Here is a 22,252-nt window from a genome sequence, read left to right as displayed (position 1 = left end):
CTACCGGACGATCCGGATGGATCGGGGCCGGTGTCGGCGACTCAGGGTAGCGACTCCTCGTCCTCGTCGGGATCCCGCGCGACCGCGATGCCCAGCGCCGCGGCCAGCGCGCCCGCCTGGTCGACGATGTCCGGCCACGGCATCGCGATGCCGCGCAGATCCTGCAGCGAGCGGACGCCCTCCAGCCGGCAGCCCTCCAGCAGCACGCGCTGGTGACGGCTCTGGTCCAGCGTGGCGCGGCTGAGGTCGCAGGACTCGAACCGGACGTCGCGCAGCTGCGCCTGCTCCAGCGAGACCTCGCGCAGGTCGCAGCCGCGGAAGAGGACGCGGTCCAGCCGGGCGGCGGCGAGCACCGCGAAGTCGATCCGGCAGCCGGTGAACGTCGCGTCCTTGATCGTCGTCTCGATCAGCTGGGCGCCGGTCAGCCGGCAGTCCTGGAGGACGACGCGATCGACGTGCCCCTTGGCGAGGTCCACGTTGGCGAGGTCCGCGCCCACCAGCTCGGCGTCGTGCAGGTGGAGGTCGTGCAGCTTGGCGCCCGCCAGCGATCCCCGGACCCGCGTCTCCTCGATCGTGACGTTCCGCGCGACGACCCCGGGCGGCAACGTCCCGTGCAGCTCGAGCCCCTCGATCCTCGTCTCGTCCTCGACCACCAGCCGCAGCAGGTCCTCACCACGGAGGTCCTCCACGCCACGCGGCGCCACCGGCGCCCGCGGGGTGGGATCGTCGAACGCACGGCGGGCGGGCATCCCGACCATCCTGCCACGCGCCAGAGGCGGGAGAACGGAGCGCCGCGTCGAACCTCGCTGACCGATGAGCACGACCGAGGATCGCCGGACCACCGATCGCCTGTGGCGGGAGGCCTGGCGACAGCTTTCGCCGGTCCGGCGCGCCTCGGTCCTCGTCCGTTGGTCGTTGGTCGTCGCCTTCATGGCCGGTGGCCTCGCGGTGGTGGTCGCGTACGTCCACGGCCAGGACCTCCCGCCGGCCGTCAAGGTCGGCCTGGACGTCGTCGCGACGGTCTTCATCGCCGGGATGGTCGTCCACGACGCCGAACCTCCACTCGATCCGTCCGATCCCGCGCTCGCGCCGACCGTCGTCCACGCCATCGCGGGCATGCTCGCGATGGCGCTGGTGCCCTGGATCTTCTTCGCCGGCCAGCTCGGCGCCGACCTGTCCACGCGCCCGGAGCTCTACGGCCAGGTCGCGCAGATCATCCCGGTCCTGCTGCTCGCCGTGATCTTCGAGCGTCGGTTCTTCCCGGTGGGCGGCGGTTCGGCCGGCGACGAGCAGTTCGTGATGCGGGCGGGGTTCGTGCTCCTCGTCGCCGGCCCCGCGCTGGCCGAGGTCTTCGCCCTGCTGGCGATCGCCAGCCACGTGCGGTGGATCGAGGTCGCGGCCACGGTGCTCGCCGCGAGCACGATCCCCGGGCTGCTCGTCCTCATCGCCGGGCCGGTGTTGATCGCGCTCTACGCGCCGGCCGACGAGCCCGCGGCGGCCGAGGCGCCCTGAGACGACACGAGCCCCCGGCACACGAGGTGCCGGGGGCTCGGAGATCCTGCGGAAGCGTGCGGGGACGGGCCCGCGGCAGGAGACCTAGAAGGGGATGTCGTCGTCGGCCGGCGCGGAGACGGGCGTCGAGACCGGCTGCGGCGCGGCGGCGGGGGCGCCGAAGTCGGACGTGTCGACGGGGACGTCGGAGCGCGGGGTGAAGCCGCCGCCACCGCCGCCCGCGTTGTCGTCGCGGCCGCCGAGGAACTGGACGGTCTCGGCGATGATGTCGACCGACGAGCGGTTCTTGCCGGTCTCCTTGTCCTGCCACTCGCGCCACTCCAGGCGGCCGTCGATGGCGACCGGGCGGCCCTTGGCGAGGTAGCGCGCGCAGTTCTCGCCCTGAGCGCCCCAGACGGTGACGTCGAAGTAGTTGGGCTTGTCCTCCCACTCGCCGGTCGCGCCGTTCTTGCGGCGCGTGTTGACGGCGATGCGCAGACGGCAGACGGAGGTGCCGCTGGGGAGCGAGCGCAGCTCGGGATCGAAGGTCAGGTTGCCGGTCAGGACGACCCGGTTGATGTTGGAGGCGGCCACGACGGGCTCCTTTCGGGGGCGAACTTGAAGTCTGGCGGCGAGTCTAGGGGCCGGTCCCGACGCCAACGTCGTTCTTCCCGCAAGCTGGGGGCGTTTGTGCGCGGGACCGTGAGAGATCGCGCGGGCGGTGCCGCGATCCGGTCCCCAGAACGACAGCAGCGCCGCCGGACGGCGACGCTGCGAGAGCGAGACGAAGGTTGCGGTGTCCGCGCTTAGAGGCGCTCGGCGGGCGCGGCCTCGGCCGGCGCCTCGGAGGCGACGGGCTCGGAGGCCGACGCGGTCAGGTCCGGCACGTTGCCGGCGCCGCCGCGGAGCTTGATGACGCGGAAGCGCACGACGCCGTCGGCGATCCGGAGGTAGCGGTCCAGCGCGGCGGGGACCTGCGGGCCACCCTCGAACTGGAGCAGGTGGTACTCGGCGTCGTTCTTGTGCCGGATCTCGAACGCCGTGCGACGGACGCCCCAGTCGTGCTTGCTGACGACGGACGCGTCGTTGGTCTCGAGGATGCGCTCGGCTTCGGCGAGCACCTTGCTGCGCTGGTCCTCGTCGGCCGAGGTGTCGAGCAGCAGCATCAAGTCGTAGGTGGGGTTCTGTGCAGGCATGAGAAAAAGGCCCCGGGGGCGACGGAGGACTATAGCGCCAACCGTTCGGCCAAGGACCTCTGGGGGGCGAACTTGCAGACGCTCGGACCTGACCGTCCCTATGTCCGACCTCGTTCACCGCATCCGCTGGGCCAACGTCGCGCGCGCCGCGGCGCTCCTGCTCGCTGCCGTCCTCGCGCTGGCCTGGCCGCGCCTGAAGGCCCACGACGACGCGCTGCCGCCCGCGCTGACCGAGCCGGCGACGGTGGCCGGAGGCGACGCGGACGACGCTGCCGGCCGGCAGGAGGACCCGTCCCCGCCGGGCGCGGCGGAGGGGCAGCGCGGCGACGACGACGCGCCCGCCGCGGCTCCCGCGCGCACGGTGAGCAGGGCCGCCAAGGCCCGGCACGAGACCACCCGGCGCAAGGCCGCGCTGCGTCGCGCCGCCAGGCACGCGACCGCCACGCGCGCGCAGCGGCGGCGCCGGACCGCGGCGCGGCGGCGCCGTGCCACCGCGCCGAGGACCACGGCCGCCGCGACCACCACCGGCGCCCCCGCCGGCGCAGCGCCCGGCGCCGGCGCCGTCCCCACCTGGCGGCCCACCCCGCGCGCCTCGCCGGCCGCGGAGTTCCGCCCCTGAGCCCGGACGGCGCCCTACGCCTCGACGCCGCGCTTCTTGCGGATGTCCTTGATCTGCTCGTCGATCCAGTCGCCCGGATCGCGCGAGGTGATGATGGCCTGCAGGCCCTTGGCGCGGCGCTCGCGCTCGCCGGGGGCCATCGTCAGCGCGGCGTGGATGGAGTCCGCCAGCTCCTGGATGTCGAAGGGGTTGACGCTCAGCGCGAACTCGCCCAGCTCCTCGTGGGCGCCGGTGTTCTCGCTGAGGATCGAGACCCCGTGGCGCTCGTTGACCATCGGGCCCTCCTTCGCCACGAGGTTCATCCCGTCGAACATCGCGTTGACCAGCAGCACGTCGTAGTGCTTGTAGGCGGCGATGGCGTCGTCGAGGTCGTCCTTGAGCTTGAGCTGGATCGGCATCCAGTCCGGCGTGCCGTGGCGGTGGTTGACCACCGCGACGATCGCCTCGATGCGCTCCAGGTACTCCGCGTACTCCGGCACGTCGGTTCGCGACGGCATCAGCTGGGCCACGAACGTCACGTTCTCGCGGAACTCGGGGTGCTGCTCGAGGAACAGGTCGAACGCGGTGAAGCCGCGCAGGACGTTCTTGGACAGGTCGGCGCGGTCGACGCGCAGCACCAGGTGCTCGCGGCGTCGGCGCAGGATCTCGGCCTCGAACTCCGCGACGCGCTCGTTGCCGGTCGCGTTGCGCTGGATCGCCTGGGAGTCGATCGGCAGCGGGTAGGCGCGCACCCAGACCTCGCGGTCCTCGAAGCGCACGACGCCGTTCTCGAAGTCGACGTCCAACTCCATCAGGTCGCGGCAGCACTGCAGGAAGTTCCAGCGGTAGGACCGCGTGTGGAAGCCGATGATGTCGTTGGCCAGCAGGCCCTCGTAGATCTCGCGGCGCACGCCGCGGGGCAGCACGCGCCAGGCGTCGGGCTGGGTCCACGGGATGTGGACGAAGTGATGCAGGAACGCGTCGGGCCGCGCCTTCCGGATCAGCCCGGGCAGCGTGTAGAGGTGGTAGTCGTGGACCATCACGACCGGCTCCTCGACGCCCTCGATCTCCTCGACGACCGCCTTGGCCAGGTCCTCGTTGACCACGTTGTAGCCGAACTCGAAGGCCTCGATCTCGTGGCGGCGCACGTCCGGGGCGTTGCTCAGGTCCCAGAGGTAGTGCTGGATGAACCACAACATCGGGTTGGCGAAGATGTTGTAGAAGCGGTCGTAGGCCTCGTCGTCGCTGACGACCATGCGGACCTGGAAGGTCCCCTCGCCGGCCGTGTCGACCTCGAAGGACCGCCCCTCGGCCTCCTCGACCCGCTTCTGGTCGCCGTCGGTCAGCGCCGAGGCGATCCAGACGACCTCGCGGTGCGACGCCAGGCCGGTCAGCGCGGTCACCAGGCCGCCGGTCCCGCGCTTGAAGCCGCCCTCCTCGTCGAACGTGACCGGGCCGCGGTTGCTGACCAGGATCAGCGGGCGATCGCTGCTGCCGCTCATGCCGCGTCCTCCTCGTCGGAGACCGATGCCGCGCCCGCTCCGGCGGCGCCGTCGCCCGCCTCCAACAGCTCCGTGAAGATCTTCAGGTAGTCGCGCAGGTACCGCGGCGTCAGGAAGTGCTTGCGCACGTGCGCCTTGCCACGCCGCCCCAGCGCCTTGCCCAGCGCGGGATCCAGCAGGATGTCCTCGCAGCGCGCCGCGCACTGCTCGGGCGACCTCACCAGGTAGCCGCTGACGCCCTGCTCGACCTGGAGCGGGATGCCGCCGACGTCCCCGCCCACGAACGGGCGGCCCTTCCACAGCGCCTCGGACACCGTCAGCCCGAAGCCCTCGCGGATCGACTTCTGCACGACGACGTCGGCCTGCGACTGGAAGGCGTTGACCTCGATGGCGCCCACGTTGTTGAAGTTGTTGAGAATGAAGATGTCCGGATCCCCGTCGGCGTGCGCGACGGTCGCGTTGTAGAAGTCCCAGCCCTCGGGGTCGTCCGAGGCCATCGAGCCGACCAGCGCCAGCTGGACGCCGGGCACCGTCTCCTTGACCAACCTGTAGGCGTCGATGACGCCCAGCGGATCCTTCCACGGGTCGAAGCGCGACACCTGCACCATCAGCGGCCGGTCGACGTCGATGCCGAACTGCGAGCACACGTAGGCGGCGTCGTCGGGCGACAAGGCCATGTTCTTGGGCGCGAGCGGGTCGATCGCCGGCGGGACGACGTTCACCTTCCCGTTCAGGCCCGCGGGCACGTACTGCTCCATGTGGAACAGCGTCTGCGGGTAGTCCTGGATGTAGGGCAGCAGCCGGGCGATCGTGTCCTCGTGCGGCGTCGACAGGTCGATGTGACACCGCCATACCCAGCCGCGCGCCTTCTCAGGGACGAGCGGGAACAGCGCGGCGGGCTGCGGGTCGTGGACGATCGCGACGTCCCAGCCGCCGGGCAGCTCGGCCGCGTTCATCTCGTTGTACCGGCGCCAGACGTCCCACTGCTCGTCGGTCAGGCCCTCCGGAGCGCCCTGCAGCGCGTTGTGCATCAGCTTGGTCGCGTTGAAGAACTCCTCGCGCCCGTAGATGATCTGCCACTCGACGTCGATGCCGACGTCCTTCATCAGCGGCACCAGCGTGTAGAGGATCTCCGCCACGCCGCCGCCGAACGCCGTGGCGCTGACGTGGACCACGCGCGCGCCGCGCAGCGGCTCGGCCAGCTCGCGGATCTCCGCGATCTCATCTCGGCCGAAGATGTGGGTGTAGTCGGCGAGGGTCTTGGACCCCAGGGTGACCGGCTGGAGCACGAGACGACCTTACTCAGCCGCGCGGCGACTGGAGCGGTCGTGTGCCGAGCGTCACGGGCACGACCTCGGTCTTGCCGCCGCGCACGATCGTCATCCGCACCTCGTCGCCCGGGGCCTTGTCCTCCAGCGCTCGCGCCAGATCGGTGTCGGTCCGGACGTCCTGGTCGCCGACCTTGGTGATGATGTCCCCGCCCTCGCGCCAGGGCTGCTCCTGGAAGGTCGAGCGCGTCGTGCCCGCCCGCAGCCCCGCCTTGTCGCCGGGACCGCCCGGGACGACGACCTGGATCCAGGCGCCGTGGTCGGTCCCCAGGTGGTAGTAGGCGTTGAGCTGCGGATAGACCTCGGAGGTCGAGACGCCGAGGTAGGGGTACTCCACGGTCCCGGTCTCGCGCAGCTGGTCCAGCGACCGCTTCACGACGTCGACCGGCACCGCGAACCCGACGCCGCTGCCCGAGCCGCTGGAGGAGCGGATCTGCGAGTTGATCCCGAGGACGCGCCCGCGGCCGTCCAGCAGCGGACCGCCGGAGTTGCCGCTGTTGATCGCGGCGTCGGTCTGCAGCGCGCCGACCGTGGCGAAGCCGGTCAGCGACTCGATCGACCGATCGGTGGCGCTGATCACCCCGACCGACAGCGACTGCTCCTCGCCGAACGGCGACCCGATCGCCGCGACCGGCTCGCCGACCGTGACGTCGTCGATCGACCCCAGCGTCAGCGGCCTCAGCGTCAGCCCCTGGGGGGCGACGCGCACCAGCGCGACGTCGCTGAACGGGTCGAAGCCGACGATCGTGCCCGACACCTGGTTGCCGTCGCCGAAGCGCACGAAGACCTCCGAGGCCTTGTGGATCGACGCGCCCTCGCCGGTCGTCACGACGTGCGCGTTGGTGGCGATCTCGCCGGTGTCGGAGATCACGAAGCCCGAGCCCAGGCCGCCCTGGCCGCCGGACTCGGCCGCCAGGATCGTGACCACGCCCTCGGAGTCGTTCTTGTACACCGCCTGCGGGTCGAAGGCGGCCGCGGCGCCGTCGCCGGCGACGACCTGCGTGCGTCCGGGGGCCGCGGTCGCCGTGGTGCCGCCGTCGTCCTTGGACGAGGAGCCGCCGCAGCCCGCGGCCGCGAGCACCGCGCACGCCGCCAGCGCGGTCACCGCGCCCCGCCACGGGCGTGTCATGCCCGCAGCTCCAGCGTGAACGTCGTGCGCCCCGGCTGGGAGTCGACCGCCAGGCGCCCGTCCATGCGCTCGGCCAGCTCACGCGCGATCGCCAGGCCGAGGCCCGAGCCCTGCGCGTCGTCGGAGGTCACGAACGGCTCGAAGATCCGCGGGAGCATGGTCCGGTGGATACCCGGTCCGAAGTCCCCCACTCCCAGACGCGCTCGTTCCCCGCGCCGCGATGCGGACACCACCAGATCGGTCCCCGGAGGCGTGTGCGTGAGCGCGTTGTCGATCAGGATGCGCAGCACCTGCGCGATGCGCTCGGGGTCGCCGTCGCCGACCACCACGGGCACCGGCGGCAGCCGCAGCTCCAGGTGCGACTCGTGGGCGACGAGCGCCGGCGCGAACTCGTCGGCGACCGTCCGCGCGACCTCGCCGAGGTCGGTGCGCTCGCGCCGCAGCTCCAGCGACCCGGCCTCCAGCTTGGACAGGTCCAGCAGGCCGGTCGCGAGGTCCTGCATGCGCCGGACCTGCCCTCGCAGCTGCGACACGAACCGGGCCCGGTCCTCCTCGTCGAGGTCCTCCTCCTCCAGCAGCTCCAGGAACCCGCCGAGCGAGAACAGCGGCGTGCGCAGCTCGTGCGAGGCGGTCGCGATGAAGCGCTTGCGCGCGTCGTCCAGCTCGGCCAGCTGGCGGCGCATCTGCTCCAGCGTCTGGGCCAGCTGCCCGAGCTCGTCGGAGGACTCGACCGGGAAGCGCGCGGTCAGGTCGCCGTCGGCGACGCGGTCGGCGACGACCTCCAGCCGCCGCACGCGCAGCGCGACGCCGCGCGCGATCATCCAGGCGCCCAGCGCGGCGACGACCAGCGCGACGAGCGAGCCGAGCAGCACGCGCTCGCGCACGACGCGCACGTCGTCGTCGACGTCGGTCAGCGGCCGCGAGAACACGACGACCGACCCGACCGTGCGCTTCTTCGTGCGCGGGTCCTTGTAGATCAACGGGATCGCGGCCTCGCCGACGCGGCCCGCGTCGCCGGCCTCGATCGCCGTCCGCGGCTTGCGCGACTGCGCCGAGTCGATCGCGACGTCGAACGACAGGTCGCGGATCTCCACCTGCCGCGTGGAGTCCGACTTGGGGTAGGTGCGCAGGTCGCCCTGGGAGGTGTAGAGCCCGAGCAGCGTCACGCGCGCGGTCGCGTTGTCGGCCGCGTCGCGGACGAGCAGGTCGATCCGCCGCGCGGTGTCGCCGCGGTCGATCGCGACGTCGATCCCGCGCGAGTAGCGGATCGCCTGGTTCTGGAGGTTGTGCAGCGCCTCGTCGCGCAGCGCGTCGCTCAGACCGCGCAGCACGGTCAGCCCGACGATCGCGACCGCCCCGAGGACGATCACGAACAGCGACAGCGCGAGGCGGGTGCGCAGCGATCTCAACGACGGCGAAGTCTCCTACAACCGCGCGAGCGGGCTGCGCGCCCGCGATCGCGGTCTATCGCGCGGCTTCGTCACGGAAGCGGTAGCCGACCCCGCGCACCGTGAAGAGGTACTCAGGGTCCTTGGCGTCCTTCTCGAGCTTCTCGCGCAGGTGGCGGATGTGGACGTCGATCGTGCGCGGGTCCCGGTAGGCGCTGTCGCCCCAGATCCGCGTCAGCAGCATGTCGCGCGTGAAGACCCGGCCCGGGTTGCGCGCCAGCGCGTTGAGGATCTCGAACTCGACGAACGTGAGGTCGACGCCCCCGTCGCGCACGCGCACCGCGCGCTTGGCCGGGTCGATCTCCAGCTCGTGGACGGCCAGCGGCTGGTCCTCGGAGTCGGGCTCGGCCTGCGTCTGCATCCCCGCGCGGCGCAGGGCCGCGCGCACGCGCGAGCGGAACTCCCGCAGCGAGAACGGCTTGGTGATGTAGTCGTCGGCGCCGAGCTCCAGCCCGAGGACCTTGTCGATCTCCTCGGCCTTGGCCGTCAGCATGATGATGGGGACCGTGTTGCGCGCGCGGATGCGGCGGCAGACCTCCAGCCCGTCCATGCGGGGCATCATCACGTCGAGCACCACGAGGTCGAACTTGCCCTCGTTGAAGCGCGCCAGCGCCTCGCGGCCGTCGGAGGCCGTCGTGACCTCGTAGCCGTCCTTGCGCAGTGGGAACGAGAGCAGGGTCTGGATCGACTGCTCGTCGTCGGCCAGCAGGATTCTCGGTGCACGCTCGGCCATCGCGATGAGACACACTGTAGGTGGATGCTCGACCCGCGCCTCTATCGCGTCGCGTTCGTGCCCGTGATCCTCGCGCTGCTGGTCGCCGCGTTCTCCCTCCAGGACCGTCCTCGGGCGATCGGGACGACGCTCTCGACCGAGGCGTTCGACGGCATCCGGGCCGGCCAGACGCTCGACACGCTCGCCGACCAGTTCCCGGCGCGGCGGGCCGGCTCGCCGGGCGACGACGCGCTGGCGACCTACGTCGCGCGGCAGCTGCGCCAGTCCGTGCCGGGCGAGGTGTCCGAGCACCACTACCGCGCGACGACGGTCGACGGCAAGCGCGACCTCGTCGACGTGATCGCCACGCGGCCCGGCGTCCCGGGCCCGGGCGTGGTCGTCGTCGCGCACCGCGACGCGGCCCAGAGCGACAAGGCGCACCCGGCGCGCGCCGAGCTGTCGGCCACCGCCGCGCTGCTGGAGCTGGCGCGCGTGGCCGCCGACGGGCGCCTGCGCCGGACGATCACGTTCATCTCGACCTCCGGCGGCGGTGTCGGCGCGACCGGCGCCTCCGAGGAGGCCAAGCGCCTGACCGAGACCGCCGACGCGGTCATCGTGCTCGGCCCGGTCGCGGCCGCCACGACGCGCCGCCCGTTCGTCGTGCCGTTCTCCAACGGCCACGGCCAGGCGCCGGTGCAGCTCCAGGCGACCGTGCAGCGCGCGGTGGACACCGAGCTCGGCGCCGAGCCCGGCGCGCCGCGCGCGGCGGTGCAGTGGCTGCGGATGGCGGTCCCCGCGACGATCGGCGAGCAGGGGCCGTTCCTGCGCGCGGGCAAGCCCGCGGTGCTGCTGTCGCCGACCGGCGAGCGGCCGGCCGCTCGCGACGCGCCGCTGGACGAGCGCCGGATGACGCGCCTGGGCCGCACGACGCTGCGCGTCCTCTACGCGCTGGACAACTTCCGCGACTACGCCAAGCCGCCGCGCGACGACCTCGTCATCCGCGGCAAGGTCCTGCCCGGCTGGGCGGTGCGCCTGCTCGTCGGCACGCTGCTGCTGCCGCCGCTGCTGATGGGCATCGACGCGCTCGCGCGCCTGCGCCGCCGCCACGAGCCGATGGGGCCGTGGGGCGTCTGGGCGCTGGCGGGCGGGATCCCGTTCGTGCTGGCGTGCATCTTCGCGCGCGTGCTGGCGACGGCCGGGCTGATCCACGCGCCCGGCGCGCCGGTGCCCGGCGCCAACCTCGACCTCGGCGTCGGCGCGATCGCGGCGCTGCTGTCGATCGTCCTGGTCTTCGCGCTCGGCTGGCTGGTCGCGCGCGCCGCGCTGCTGCACGCCTCGGGCGCCGCGCGCCTGCGCCGGAGCGAGCCCGACGGCCCGGGCGCGACCGTCGCGATCACGCTGCTGTCGACGGTCGTCGCCGCGGCGATCTGGTTCAACAACCCCTACGCGGCGATGCTCGTCGTCCCCGCCGTGCACCTGTGGCCGTGGTCGCTCACGCCCGACCTGCGCTGGCCGCGGCCGGCCGCGCTGGCGATGGTGGTCCTCGCGCTGTTCCCGCTGGCGCTGACCTGGTGGGTCGACGCGCGCGCGTTCGACCTCGACCCCCTCCACGGGGTCTGGTTCTGGACGCTGCTGGTCGCCGGCGGCCACGTCCCGGTCGGCGCGTGGGTGCTGTGGTCGCTGTTCTGGGGCTGCGTGGTGGCCGCCGCGCTGGTGGCGATCCGCAAGCGCCGTCCGCGGGACGAGGACCCCGACCGGATCACGGTCCGCGGGCCGGTCACCTACGCCGGGCCCGGGTCGCTGGGCGGGACGTCGTCGACGACGCCCCGGCGCTAGGCGATGGCGGTCGTGACGGCGAAGCCGGGCCGCGGCGAGCGTCGCCGTCGGCTCCTGCACGGGTTGTCCACCGTGTTGATCGCCGTCGGCGTGCTGGTGCTCGCCGACGCGGCGGCGACGCTGCTGTGGCAGGAGCCGCTGACCGCGCTCCAGACCAAGGTCCGCCAGCACGGCCTGGCCAAGGACCTCAAGAAGCTGGAGGCGACCGGCCCGTCGCCGATCGAGCGGCGCGTGCTGTCGGGCATCGACGACCAGCGGCGCCGGATCGCGTTCCTGGCCCGCTCGCTGCAGCGGCGCACCGCGCCCGGCGACGCGATCGGCCGCCTGGTGATCCCCAAGCTCGGCGCCGACTTCGTGATGGTCAAGGGCTCCGACCCGGCGGACCTGCGCAAGGGCCCGGGCACGTTCGACGACACACCGCTGCCCGGCGTCGGCGGGACGTCGGCGATCGCCGGGCACCGCACGACCTATCTGGCGCCGTTCCGGCACGTCGACGACCTGAAGCCCGGCGACCGGATCACGGTGAAGATGCCCTACGCGACGTTCACCTACCGCGTCCAGCGCACGCGGATCGTGTCGCCCGACGCGATCAAGGTGCTGCGCGACGTCGGCTACGACCGGCTGGTGCTCTCGGCCTGCCATCCGCTGTTCAGCGCGGCCCAGCGGATCGTCGTTGTCAGTCGTCTGACCAAGGTCGACCCGCTCGGCCTCGCTCGGTGAGGACGAACGTCGGAGTTGGCGTCACCGAACTTCACCACGCGGCCCTCCCGAACCGATGCAAAACCTCCAAGGGGCCGAAGGGACGGAACGCAAGATGTATGTCAAAGAGCTCAAGGAGCGCCTCGAGCACGACACCTACGTGATCGACGCGCACCTGGTCGCGGAGGCGATGCTGCGCCACGCGGCCGCCCGGCGCGCCGACGCGCCGGCGGTCAACCGACGCGGTGCTCGTGACCGCGCAGCGTCGGCGCCGAGCCGGCGCCCGCAAGGCTGAGGCCCGGCCCGTCGCTCCCGGCCGCGACGACGCGGCCGACCACGGTGAGCGGCAGCGGCGCGAGCGCCGCCGCCAGCGCGTCGACCGCCTCGGGCGCGACGCACGCCAGCAGCTCGTAGTCCTCGCCCGCCGTCGCCGCCAGCACGCCGGGCGGCCGGCCCAGCTGGGCCGCGACCTCCGCGACGCCGGGCGCCACCGGCAGCGCGTCGAGGTCCACGTCGAGCCGGACGCCGCTCGCCCGCGCCACGTGCGCCGCGTCGGTGGCCACACCGTCGGAGAGGTCGATCAGCGCGTGCGCGCCGCCGGCCGCCAGCGCGCGCCCGGCCTCCAGGCGCGGCTCGGGGCGCAGGTGCGCGCGCAGCAGCGCGGCGCGGGTCGCGGGGTCGGTGACCCGCGCGTCGCCGAGCAGCAGCGCCAGCCCGGCGCCGCTGGCGCCCAGCGCACCGGTCACGACGACCGCGTCGCCCGGGCGCGCGCCGTCGCGGCCGACCAGCGCGTCGGCGTCGTCGGCCCAGCCGACGACCGTGATCGAGATCGTCAGCGCGGGCGCGCGCGTGACGTCGCCGCCGGCGATCGTCGTGCCGGTCGCCGCGGCCAGCTCCTCCATCCCGGTCGCCAGCGCGAGCGTCGCGTCGGCGCCGAAGCCGTCGGGCAGCCCGAGCGCGACGTAGGCCTCGCCCGGATCGGCGCCCATCGCGGCCAGGTCGCTCAGCGCGCCCGCCAGCGCCCGCCGGCCGACGTCGGCGGGGGTGACGTCGTCGAGGTCGAGCCGGAAGTGGACGCCGTCGACCATCGCGTCGATCGACACCGCCTGCGCCGGCCGCGCGCGCACGACCGCGCAGTCGTCGCCCGACCAGCGCACGACGCGCTCAGAGCGGTTGGTGAGCAGCCGCTGGAAGGCGGCGATGACGTCCAGTTCCCCCACGTGTCGCGACGGTACCGGAGGCGGCGGGAAGGAGCCGCCGGCGGGTCTTCGCCCTTCAGCGGTGGCGGTAGATGATCCGCGCGCGGTTGAGGTCGTAGGGGCTCAGCTCGACCCGGACGCGGTCGCCGGGGAGGATCCGGATGCGGAAGCGGCGCATCTTGCCCGCGACGTGCCCGAGGACTTCGTGGCCGTTGTCGAGCTGCACCTTGAACATCGCGTTCGGGAGCGCTTCCACCACCTCGCCCTCGAACTCGACCTTGTCCTCCTTGGGCATCGCGCGGACCGTACCGGACCCGGGCGGGCCGATGGGAGGGTTTTGGTGAAGCCTGGCCACCCGGCCGGGCGGCCGTGGCTACGGCGGGGGCGCGCCCGTGCCGCCGCCGGCGCCGGTCGTCCCGCCGGTGCCCGCTCCGGTCCCGGCGCCGGTGCCGCCGCCCGTCCCGGTGCCCGCGCCCGTTCCGCCGCCCGTGCCGGTGCCGCCGCCGGTCCCGGCCCCCGTTCCGCCGGTGCCCGTCCCCGTGCCGCCGGCCGGGTTGGTCTGCGGCGCGCCCTGGTACTGGTCGTTGGGGTACGAGGTGGAGCCGTTGGTGGACTTGCCCTTGTTCTTGCCGGTCTCCAGGTCGGTCGCGCCCGACTGGTCGGTCGAGTAGCTGCCCGGATCGACGTCGTTGCCCTCGACGCCGGTCTTGGAGTACTTGCCGAAGAACGGCGAGGACACGAACGCGTGCTTGGGCTTGGCGAAGTCACCGCAGAACTTGCCGTGGGCGGTCTTCATGTACTCGCCCCAGATCGGCGCGGCGACCTCGCCGCCCGCGGCGCCGTTGCCCAGCGTCGTGCGCGTCTTGGCGTGGCCGATCCAGACCGACGACGCCAGCCGCGGGGTGTAGCCGACGAACCACGCGTCGGTGAAGTCGTCGACCGTGCCGGTCTTGCCGGCGGCGGGGCAGCCGAACTGGGCCTTGGTGCCCGTGCCCGCCTCGACGTTCTGCTTGAGGATCTTGGTGGCCTCGGCGGTGACGCCGTCCTCGAAGGCCCGGTGGCGGTGCGCCTTCTCGGTCTTGCAGTCGAAGCCGCCGGCCTTCTTGGGGAAGCAGACCTTGGTGACGGCGCTGACCTTGTTGCGCCAGCCGTTGGAGGCGATCGTCGCGTAGGCGTTGGCCATCTCCAGCGGCGAGACGCCGTGCTTGAGGCCGCCCAGGCCCTCGGCCGGGACGCTCTCCATCGGCGACTTGATGCCCATGTCGCGCGCGGTGCGCGTGACGTTGTCGGGGCCGACGTCGAGGTCGAGCTGCTCGTAGATCGAGTTGTCGGACGTCAGCGTCGCCTTGACCAGGTTCGCGCGCCCGATGTAGCTGTTGGAGTAGGTGTGGACGTCGATCGGCCCGTACTTGGGGTCGTTGAACTTCAGCGGCATCGACGTGTAGCTGGTGCTGTTGGGGTCGACGCCCTTGCGCAGGGCGGCCATCAACACCATCACCTTGAACGTCGAGCCCGCGGCGTAGCCGCCCTGGGTGGCCAGGTTGAAGTTCAGCTCGCCGTACTGCGCGGTCGACGCCATCGCCTTGATGTCGCCGTTGCGCGGGTCGATCGACACGATCGCGCCGGACCGGTCGGTCCCGGCGACCGCCTTGTCGAGCGCGTTGCGCGCCGCGGTCTGCATCTTCAGGTCCAGCGTCGTGTAGATGTGCATGCCGCCGGCCTGCACGCGCTTGGCCCCGTACTCGTCGACGAGCTGCTGCTTGACGTAGTCGTAGAAGTAGCTCTCGCGCCGCTTGGAGTAGTAGCCGTTGGGCTTGACGCCGAGGCCCTTGGCGATCGCGGCGCTCGCCTGGGCGGGGCTGATGTAGCCCTGGTCGGCCATCGCGCGCAGGACGTCGTTGCGGCGGGACTTGGCCCGGGCGGCGCTCAGGAACGGGTTGTAGAGCGACGGCGCCTGGGGAAGGCCGGCCAGCAGCGCGGCCTGGGAGAGCGACAGCTTGTCGGCGGGCTTGTCGAAGAAGATGCGCGCGGCGGCCTGGATGCCGACCGCGGTCTTGCCGCCGACCGTGCCGTAGGGCACGTTGTTGAGGTACTGGTCCAGGATGTAGCGCTTGCCGCGCACGCCCGGGTGCTTGTTCTCCAGCTCCTCGGCCAGCTTGGCCTCGCGGATCTTGCGCTTGAAGCCCTCGACGCCGGTCCGCACCGTGTCCTTGGTGTACAGGTTGCGGATCAGCTGCATCGTCAGCGTCGAGCCGCCCTGGATGTCCTTCTTGGACTCCAGGTTCTTGACGCCGGCGCGGACGATGCCCTCGAAGTCGACGCCCTTGTGCTCGAAGAAGCGGCGGTCCTCGATCGCGACGGTCGCGTTGCGGACGACCTGCGGGATCTGGCCGCCGGTGACCGGCGTGCGCAGGACGTCGGAGCTGATGAAGCCGAGGCGGTCGCCGTTGGCGGCGAAGATCACCGACGCGGCGCCCTGGTCCTGGGGCTTGATCGTGTCGAAGTCGGGCGCGGAGTTGGCGACCGAGACGACCCAGCCGACCGCGCCGAGCACGCCGACGGCGGCGACCGTGATGATCACGCCGAAGGCAAGGAACAGCGGCCGCGCGGGGCCACCTTTGTTGCGACGCCGTCGGCGCTGTCGTTCGCGGCGGGACATGTCCATGGAGCGGGCGCCGGCCGGGGCTGGGGTGGGCCCCTCGCGCCTCGCGAGGAGACCATTCTAGCCGTGCCCCGCGTTTCCTTCGCCGGCGAACCGGCGGGCGCCCGCTACCGGACGCCCGCGTCTCTCAACGTGCCCAGCGCCAGCTCGCGCAGCGCGGCCTCGCGCGCCAGCCGCTCGGACGGCGGCCCGGGGTCGCCCATCACCAGCAGCCGCAGGCCCTCGGCCGTGGTGTCGGCGATCCGGGCGCGGACGCCGTCCAGCGCCCGCAGCGCCTCCAGCGCGCGGCGCTCGTCGGCGGCCGCCGCCAGCCAGACCGAGATCTCGATCGCGACCGTCGCCGAGCGGATCGAGTCGTTGCGGATGATCCCGCCGGCCAGCCGCTCGTTGGGGATCGCCAGCCGCGCGTCGGCGCCGTTGCGCAGCCACGTGTAGGTGAGGCCGACGTCCTCGACGGTGCCGGTCTCGTCCTCGAAGGTCACGAGGTCGCCGATCCGGACCGGCTGCACGATCGCCATCATGATCCCCGCGATCGCGTTGGCCAGCGTCTGGCGGGCCGCGAAGCCGACGACCGCGGCGGTGATCGCGCCCGAGGCGAGGATCGTCCGGCCGACCCGGTCCAGCGAGCCGAACTCCGACAGCGCGCTGGCGATGACGATGATCGCCAGCACCGCCTCGACCGCGCGGCGGGCGAAGCGCAGGCGCGTCGCGGTGTCGCGGGACAGGCCCTCGCCGCCGGTGACGGCGCTGGCCAGGCGGGTCGCGCGGTGGACGAGGAAGCGGTCGACGAACAGGATCAGCGCGGCCCCGAGGAGGAGCGTGCCGATCGCGGTGAAGAGGTTGCTGTACCGATCCCAGAACGACTGATCGCCGGCGGCTGCGAGCATGTGGGGCACGTGGGCGTGACCGTACAAGAGCGCCGAGCGCCGTCGCGGGCCGCGTGGCGGGACGACCTCGCGGTCGCGTGGCGCGCGTTCTGGACGTCGCGGCTGCTGGTCTGGGCCGCCGGCCTGGGCGCGATCGCGATCTGGGGGATCCACGAGGCCCACGCCCACGCGTTCGACCCGGCGGGGCTGACGCGGCCGTTCGGCCCGCTGGGCGACCACCTCGTCGCGCCCGCCGCGCGCTGGGACAGCGTCTGGTTCCTGGAGATCGCGCGCGACGGCTACGGCGGCTCGGGGGACCGCGCCGCGTTCTTCCCGCTCTACCCGGCGCTGGTCAAGGTCCTGGGATGGGTCTGCGGCTCGGCGCTGATCGCCGCGATCGCGCTGTCGATGGCGGCGTTCCTGGTGGGGATGGCCGCGCTGCACCGGCTGGCGGTCATCGAGGTCGGGCCGGACGCCGCGCGCTGGACGGTGTACGCGCTGGCGCTGTTCCCGGGGTCGCTGTGGTTCTCGGCGGCCTACAGCGAGTCGCTGTTCCTGATGGTGTCGGTCGGCGCGGTGCTGGCGGCGCGCACGCGCCATTGGGCGCTGGCCGGCGTGCTCGGCGCGCTGGGCGCCGCGACGCGCAGCGCCGGGCTGCTGCTGGTGGTGCCGCTGGCGCTGCTGTGGTGGGACGCGCGCCGGGAGAGCCGATCCCACCCCTCGCCCACGACGCCCGCGGTGCGGTGGCCGTCGCTGGCGTGGGTCGGCGTCGTCCCGCTGGGGTTGGCCGCCTACGTCGGCTACCTGGCGGCGACCGGCGAGCCCGCCGACGCGCCGTTCTCGGCGCAGGACACGTGGCACCGCGCGCTGAAGGGGCCGTGGACCGGCGTCTGGGACGGCGCGACCGCCGCGTGGGACGGCCTGCGCCAGCTCGTGCACGGCCCGCCGCCGCCGTTGTACTTCGACAAGGCCGCCGGCGACGCGATGGCGATCGGCCGCCACAACCTGCTGTTGTTCGTCTGCCTGGTGATCGCGGTCCCGGCGCTGATCGGGGCGCTGCGGCGCCTGCCGCTCGCGCACGGGGCCTACGCGCTGTGCGCGCTGCTGCTGCCGCTGTCCTATCCGGTGACGCCCCAGCCGCTGATGTCGCTGCCGCGCTTCGAGGCGGTGCTCTACCCGCTGTTCATCTGGCTGGGCTGGTGGCTGGCCCGCGGCGGCGCGGTCCGGCGCGCGCTGGTGCTCGGCGTCTTCGGCGCGGGCCTGGCCTTCTGCGCGGCGCTGTTCTCCACGTGGCACTGGGTGGCGTGAGCGCCGACGACTCGCCCAGAGGGCTCGCGTCCGGGCGCGAGCTCGCCCAGGGGCTCGCTCGCGCTGCGGCGGGCGACACGAGGCGGCCTCGCGCGGTCTTCCTCGACGCGCTCGGCACGCTGCTGGCGCTCGAGCCGCCGGCGCCGCGGCTGGTCGCCGCGTTGGCGCGACGGGGCGTGACGGTCTCCGAGCAGGTGGCGGCGGGCGCGCTGCGCGAGGAGATCGCCTACTACCGCGCCCATCACCACGAGGCGCGCGACGTGGCCGCGCTGGCCGACCTGCGCGACCGCTGCGCCGCCGTCCTGCAGCGCCATCTCCCCGAGCCCGTGCCCGACCTGCGCGCCGCGCTGCTGGCGAGCCTGCGCTTCACGCCCTACCCCGAGGTGCCGGACGCGCTGCGCGCGCTGCGGGCCGGCGGCGTGCGGCTGGTCGTCGTCTCCAACTGGGACGTGTCGCTGCACGAGGCGTTGGCGGCGACCGGTCTGGCGCGCCTGGTCGACGGCGCGATCTCCTCGGCCGAGGTCGGCGCCGCCAAGCCCGACCCGGCGATCTTCGCGCGGGCGCTCGCGCTGGCGGGCGACGGCGTGACGCCGGGCGACGCCGTCCACGTCGGCGACGAGGCCGTCGATGTGGAGGGCGCGCGGGCGGCGGGCGTCGCGCCCGTGCTCGTCGGCCGCGACGGCGCCGAACGCGCTCCGGCTCGGCGCGACGGCGTCCCGGTCCTGCCCGATCTGCGCGGGCTGCCGGCGCTGATCCTGTCTTGAGAGCGGTGACCTACGCTTCGTGGCGATGACGTCCGTTCCGGCGCCCCTCGGCCACCCCGCGCCGCCCGATCGTCCGGAGCGCCCCAGCGGCGTTCCGGACACCGACCGCATCCCGCCGTGGCCCTCTTGGAGCGCGCCCGCCGCGCTGCTGGCCGCGTTCGCGGCCGCGCTGGTGTGCGCGTTGGTCATCGGGCTGGTCGCCGCGCCGTTCGGCGCGAGCCTGGACGACGCGCCCGCGTCGGTCTCGATCCTCTCGACGATCGCGCAGGACGTCTGCTTCGTCGCCGCCGCCCTGTTGTTCGCCAACATGGTCGCGCCGCCGCGCAAGGAGCAGTTCGGCCTGCGGCTGCCGCCGCGGATCAAGGTGGCGCTCGCGTACGTGGTCGGCGGCTACGTCGCGTTCATCGCGGTCAGCGCGGCCTGGCTGGCGATCATCGGCCAGACCAGCACCAAGGACACGATCGTCGAGGACCTCGGCGCGGCGGACTCGACGCTCGCGCTGCTCGGCGTGACGTTCATCGTCTGCGTCTGCGCGCCGCTGGCCGAGGAGTTCCTGTTCCGCGGCTACATCTTCGGCGCGCTGCGCTCCAACGGCTTCTGGACGGCGGCGATCCTGACCGGCCTGATGTTCGGGCTCGTCCACGTGCTCGGCTCGCCGATCGCGTTCATCCTGCCGCTGGCCGTGCTCGGCGCCGGGCTCTGCTTCATCCGCGAGAAGACGCGGTCGCTGTATCCGGGCATGGCGCTGCACTGCGTCAACAACACGTTCGCGCTCGGCTCCAACCAGCACTGGGGCTGGCAGATCCCGGTCGCGCTCGTCGCGTCGTTGGCGCTGATCGGTGGATTGGTGTGGCTCGGCGTGCGGTCCTGGCCGTGGGACGAGTCTTTGCGCGCCAATCCGGTGCCCTCGTAGCCGCGCCGGGTACGATTCGGCGCGCCTATGCACCGCCGCATCGCCGTCGCCGCCGTCCTGTCCATCACGACCGCGGCCGCGCTCGGCGCCGCGGGGAGCGCCGTCGCGCAGTCGACGACCGCGCCGGCGAGCACGACCGCGCCGCCCGCCACCACCACGGTCCCGCCGACCACGACGCCGCCCGCGCCGCAGCCGGCGAAGGGGACGCTCGGCCTCACGCTGGAGAAGGTCAACGGCAGGTCGGCGTCGATCCTGGCCGGCGACCGCTTCCGCGTGCGCGGGACGGTCAAGCCCTACGTGCCCGGCCAGAAGGTCGTGGTGCGCTTCTACCGCGGCGAGAGGAAACTCGCCTCCAAGCAGGTGACGGTGCTGTCGACCAAGGGCGGCAGCGGCTCGTTCGTCCTGGGCTACACGGCCAAGCGGCCCGGGCACATCACGGTCCGCGCCAGCCACCGCGCGACGGACCAGCTCGCGACGCTCGTCGCCAAGGGCCGCGGCGTCGACGTCCTGCCGCTGCGCGCCTCGCCGGGCTCCAAGGGCCTGGCCGTCCGCGTCCTGCAGACCAAGTTGAAGGCCTTGGGCTACGTGATCGGCCAGAAGGGCGTCTATGACGCGCGCACCGCCCGCGCGGTCCTGGCCTTCCGCAAGGTCACCGGCATGGCGCGCACGCAGATCGCCTCCGAGGACGTCTTCCGCAAGCTGGCCAAGGGCGCCGGCCACTACCCGGTGCGCTTCCCCAACCAGGGCAAGCACGTCGAGGCCGACCTGTCGCTGCAGGTGATGGCCTTGATCCGCGGCTCCAAGGTCGAGCGCATCTACCCGATCTCCTCGGGCAAGCCCTCGACGCCGACCGTCCTGGGCACGTTCAAGGTGTACTCCAAGACCCCGGGCACCAACGCCAAGGGCATGGTGTTCACGTCGTACTTCCACGGCGGCTACGGCATCCACGGCTACGTCGAGGTCCCGGTCTACGCCGCGTCCCACGGCTGCCTACGCACGCCGGTGCCGGACGCCGTCTCGATCTTCAACTGGATCTCCTACGGCGACACCGTGGACGTCTATCTGTAGTAGGTCGCGGGCGGCCGGCACGGCGCGAGCGCGGCCGTGCTCGCGCCCCGGCCGGCGCTGGATCGCCCGCGACCTACGGCCGTGGCGGTGCCTACACGTACGGGTTGAGGTCGGCCGTCTCCGCGGCCAGCAGCTCCAGCACCGCGTTCATCCCGCCGCGCGCGAACGCCGTACGCTGGCGGTCGGCGCCCGCGCCGTCGTGGAGCAGGCGCGTGATCTCCTCCAGGGCGGGGTCGGTGCCGGCGAGGGCGAGCGCGTCGGCGGCGATCTCGGCGACCGGCCGCAGGGCGCCGTCGTGCAGCAGCGTGGCGTGGACGCCGTCGCGGGCGGCGCGGAACGAGGACTCCTCCAGTGCCTCGCGCGGGGACCAGCCGCGGGCGGGCACGGGTGCCTCGGCCGCCGCGCGGGCCAGCCCCGCGACGAGCGCGACCAGCCCGTGGACCGTGCGCAGCGAGGACTGGGCGTCCATCGCCCGGACCTCGACGGTCCCCAGGCGCGGGTGCGGGCGGATGTCCCACCACAGGAACGTGTAGTCGGGCGCGTCGCCGGCGGCGACCACGGCGGCGACGGTCTCCTCGAAGTGGTCGAAGGACGAGAACGCCGGCGGGATGTCGCCGCGCGGATAGCCGCGGAAGAGCTGGGCGCGCGCGGTCGCCAGGCCGCTGTCGACGCCGTGCCAGAACGGGGAGTTGCCGGCCAGCGCCTGCAGCAGCGGCAGCCACTCGCGCAGGCCGTTGCCCACGTGGACGGCGGTCTCGGCGTCCGGCATCCCGACGTGGACGTGCAGCGCGCTGGTCGGCGTCCGGCGCAGCAGCCCGCGCAGCTGGGCGTGGATCTCGTGGTAGCGCGGCTCGTCGACGTGGACGACGTCGCCGAACGCGCCGTCGGGGTGGACGCCCGCGCCGATCAGGCCGGTGCCGGGCACGGCGAGCGCCCGCGCGCGCAGCGCCGCGATCGCGCGCACGCCGTCCTCGGGCGTGGCGGCCACCGGCGAGGCGAGCTCCACCAGCGCCGCGAACGTGTCCGGGTGCGCGGAGCCCGCGCCCGCCGGAACCCGCATCCCCGCGAGCACGTCGGCGGCCGTGTGGCGCAGCGCGCGCGTCGCCGGGTCGACGACCAGCAGCTCCTCCTCCACCCCGAGGGCGAAGGCGCGCCCGAAGGCGCCGCTCACCAGCGGCCGGCGGCCACGCGCGCCAGGATCCCCAGGCCGAAGCCGTACACGATGAGCGCGAGCAGCGCCGGGATCGAGCGCCGCATCCACTTGCTGCCGCTGTCCTCCGTCACCGACGCGAACGGGCGCAGCAGCACGTCGTTGGCGTCGTCGATCGTCTCGTGGAGCTTGGAGTTGACCTTCTCGCGCTCCCGCTCGGTGTCGGGATCCGGGCTCACGGTCCGCGACGCCGCCTGACCGGCGATCTCGGCCTGCGTGTTGGCCGACGCGGCGCTCGTCTGGTCGATGGCGAACCAGCCCCATCCGGCGATGACCAACAGGCTGCACGCGACAGCGGCAAAGCGCAGAGCCCGTTCGATCAC

The 22,252-nt window shown here is 73.3% G+C and carries 22 protein-coding genes; 8 read left to right on the top strand and 14 right to left on the bottom strand.

What is annotated here, in order from left to right; genetic code table 11:
* Positions 1-41: 41 nt before the first annotated feature.
* The gene (locus VFG42_RS18360; RefSeq protein WP_324910225.1) at positions 42-749 is read right to left on the bottom strand and encodes a pentapeptide repeat-containing protein; all 708 of its coding nucleotides are present in this window, start codon (positions 747-749) and stop codon (positions 42-44) included.
* Positions 750-813: 64 nt separating this feature from the next.
* On the opposite strand from VFG42_RS18360, the gene VFG42_RS18355 reads away from it, so the two are divergent.
* Positions 814-1,512, top strand: a complete 699-nt coding sequence (locus VFG42_RS18355; RefSeq protein WP_324910224.1) for a hypothetical protein — start codon at positions 814-816, stop codon at positions 1,510-1,512.
* A gap of 84 nt (positions 1,513-1,596) precedes the next feature.
* On the opposite strand, the gene VFG42_RS18350 is transcribed toward VFG42_RS18355, so the two are convergent.
* Entirely contained in the window at positions 1,597-2,085 is a 489-nt protein-coding gene (locus VFG42_RS18350) for a single-stranded DNA-binding protein (protein WP_324910223.1), read from the bottom strand.
* A gap of 212 nt (positions 2,086-2,297) precedes the next feature.
* Positions 2,298-2,687 carry a 30S ribosomal protein S6 gene (gene rpsF, locus VFG42_RS18345; protein ID WP_324910222.1) on the bottom strand — a complete coding sequence of 130 codons (390 nt, stop codon included), beginning with the start codon at positions 2,685-2,687 and terminating at the stop codon, positions 2,298-2,300.
* A gap of 100 nt (positions 2,688-2,787) precedes the next feature.
* Here rpsF and VFG42_RS18340 point away from each other — a divergent pair, with 100 nt between their 5' ends.
* Positions 2,788-3,306: a hypothetical protein gene (locus VFG42_RS18340; RefSeq protein WP_324910221.1), complete on the top strand. Its 519-nt coding sequence runs from the start codon at positions 2,788-2,790 to the stop codon at positions 3,304-3,306.
* A 14-nt stretch (positions 3,307-3,320) separates the two neighbouring features.
* Here the strand turns inward: VFG42_RS18340 and VFG42_RS18335 are convergent, their stop codons facing one another.
* The 5 genes from VFG42_RS18335 to VFG42_RS18315 are packed head-to-tail and all read right to left on the bottom strand — an operon-like array spanning position 3,321 to position 9,425.
* Positions 3,321-4,787, bottom strand: coding sequence for a trehalose-6-phosphate synthase (locus VFG42_RS18335; protein WP_324910220.1), 1,467 nt, complete (start codon positions 4,785-4,787; stop codon positions 3,321-3,323).
* Complete coding sequence (locus VFG42_RS18330; RefSeq protein ID WP_324910219.1) at positions 4,784-6,076, bottom strand: glycosyltransferase; 1,293 nt, start codon at positions 6,074-6,076, stop codon at positions 4,784-4,786. Before VFG42_RS18330 ends, VFG42_RS18335 begins: the two co-directional genes overlap by 4 nt.
* 13 nt (positions 6,077-6,089) lie before the next feature.
* Positions 6,090-7,244 (bottom strand): S1C family serine protease, encoded by a 1,155-nt coding sequence (locus VFG42_RS18325; RefSeq protein WP_324910218.1) that lies wholly within the window; start codon positions 7,242-7,244, stop codon positions 6,090-6,092.
* Positions 7,241-8,653 carry a HAMP domain-containing sensor histidine kinase gene (locus tag VFG42_RS18320; RefSeq protein ID WP_324910217.1) on the bottom strand — a complete coding sequence of 471 codons (1,413 nt, stop codon included), beginning with the start codon at positions 8,651-8,653 and terminating at the stop codon, positions 7,241-7,243. The genes VFG42_RS18325 and VFG42_RS18320 overlap by 4 nt, the downstream gene beginning before the upstream one ends.
* Positions 8,654-8,708: 55 nt before the next feature.
* On the bottom strand, positions 8,709-9,425 hold the full coding sequence (locus VFG42_RS18315) for a response regulator transcription factor (RefSeq protein ID WP_324910216.1): 717 nt from the start codon (positions 9,423-9,425) through the stop codon (positions 8,709-8,711).
* A 24-nt stretch (positions 9,426-9,449) separates the two neighbouring features.
* Between VFG42_RS18315 and VFG42_RS18310 the strand changes: the two genes are divergently transcribed.
* A complete protein-coding gene (locus VFG42_RS18310) occupies positions 9,450-11,240 on the top strand; it encodes a hypothetical protein (protein ID WP_324910215.1) in 1,791 nt (596 codons plus the stop codon).
* 3 nt (positions 11,241-11,243) lie between these two features.
* Positions 11,244-11,960: a class E sortase gene (locus tag VFG42_RS18305; RefSeq protein ID WP_324910214.1), complete on the top strand. Its 717-nt coding sequence runs from the start codon at positions 11,244-11,246 to the stop codon at positions 11,958-11,960.
* Positions 11,961-12,172: 212 nt separating this feature from the next.
* On the opposite strand, the gene thiL is transcribed toward VFG42_RS18305, so the two are convergent.
* From thiL to VFG42_RS18285, 4 genes are all read right to left on the bottom strand, one after another.
* Entirely contained in the window at positions 12,173-13,159 is a 987-nt protein-coding gene (gene thiL / locus VFG42_RS18300) for a thiamine-phosphate kinase (protein ID WP_324910213.1), read from the bottom strand.
* A gap of 55 nt (positions 13,160-13,214) precedes the next feature.
* A complete protein-coding gene (infA, locus tag VFG42_RS18295) occupies positions 13,215-13,433 on the bottom strand; it encodes a translation initiation factor IF-1 (protein ID WP_028074128.1) in 219 nt (72 codons plus the stop codon).
* 78 nt (positions 13,434-13,511) lie between these two features.
* The gene (locus tag VFG42_RS18290) at positions 13,512-15,719 is read right to left on the bottom strand and encodes a transglycosylase domain-containing protein (protein ID WP_324910212.1); all 2,208 of its coding nucleotides are present in this window, start codon (positions 15,717-15,719) and stop codon (positions 13,512-13,514) included.
* 188 nt (positions 15,720-15,907) lie between these two features.
* Positions 15,908-16,687 carry a mechanosensitive ion channel family protein gene (locus tag VFG42_RS18285; RefSeq protein WP_324910211.1) on the bottom strand — a complete coding sequence of 260 codons (780 nt, stop codon included), beginning with the start codon at positions 16,685-16,687 and terminating at the stop codon, positions 15,908-15,910.
* A 9-nt stretch (positions 16,688-16,696) separates the two neighbouring features.
* Between VFG42_RS18285 and VFG42_RS18280 the strand changes: the two genes are divergently transcribed.
* Genes VFG42_RS18280 through VFG42_RS18265 form a run of 4 tightly spaced genes read left to right on the top strand, consistent with a single transcriptional unit; the run spans position 16,697 to position 20,719 of the window.
* Entirely contained in the window at positions 16,697-17,974 is a 1,278-nt protein-coding gene (locus VFG42_RS18280) for a mannosyltransferase family protein (protein ID WP_324910210.1), read from the top strand.
* A complete protein-coding gene (locus tag VFG42_RS18275) occupies positions 17,971-18,738 on the top strand; it encodes an HAD-IA family hydrolase (protein WP_324910209.1) in 768 nt (255 codons plus the stop codon). Before VFG42_RS18280 ends, VFG42_RS18275 begins: the two co-directional genes overlap by 4 nt.
* A 25-nt stretch (positions 18,739-18,763) precedes the next feature.
* Positions 18,764-19,651: a type II CAAX endopeptidase family protein gene (locus VFG42_RS18270; RefSeq protein ID WP_324910208.1), complete on the top strand. Its 888-nt coding sequence runs from the start codon at positions 18,764-18,766 to the stop codon at positions 19,649-19,651.
* 27 nt (positions 19,652-19,678) lie between these two features.
* Positions 19,679-20,719: a L,D-transpeptidase family protein gene (locus VFG42_RS18265; RefSeq protein WP_324910207.1), complete on the top strand. Its 1,041-nt coding sequence runs from the start codon at positions 19,679-19,681 to the stop codon at positions 20,717-20,719.
* Positions 20,720-20,810: 91 nt separating this feature from the next.
* Here VFG42_RS18265 and VFG42_RS18260 read toward each other — a convergent pair whose 3' ends face one another.
* Both VFG42_RS18260 and VFG42_RS18255 read right to left on the bottom strand, forming a co-directional pair.
* The gene (locus VFG42_RS18260) at positions 20,811-21,890 is read right to left on the bottom strand and encodes a carboxylate-amine ligase (protein WP_324910206.1); all 1,080 of its coding nucleotides are present in this window, start codon (positions 21,888-21,890) and stop codon (positions 20,811-20,813) included.
* Positions 21,887-22,252: a hypothetical protein gene (locus VFG42_RS18255; RefSeq protein WP_324910205.1), complete on the bottom strand. Its 366-nt coding sequence runs from the start codon at positions 22,250-22,252 to the stop codon at positions 21,887-21,889. The genes VFG42_RS18260 and VFG42_RS18255 overlap by 4 nt, the downstream gene beginning before the upstream one ends.

This window comes from Baekduia sp. (genome assembly GCF_035685985.1).
GTDB lineage: Bacteria > Actinomycetota > Thermoleophilia > Solirubrobacterales > Solirubrobacteraceae > Baekduia.
This window is presented reverse-complemented; position numbering and strand designations above follow the sequence as displayed.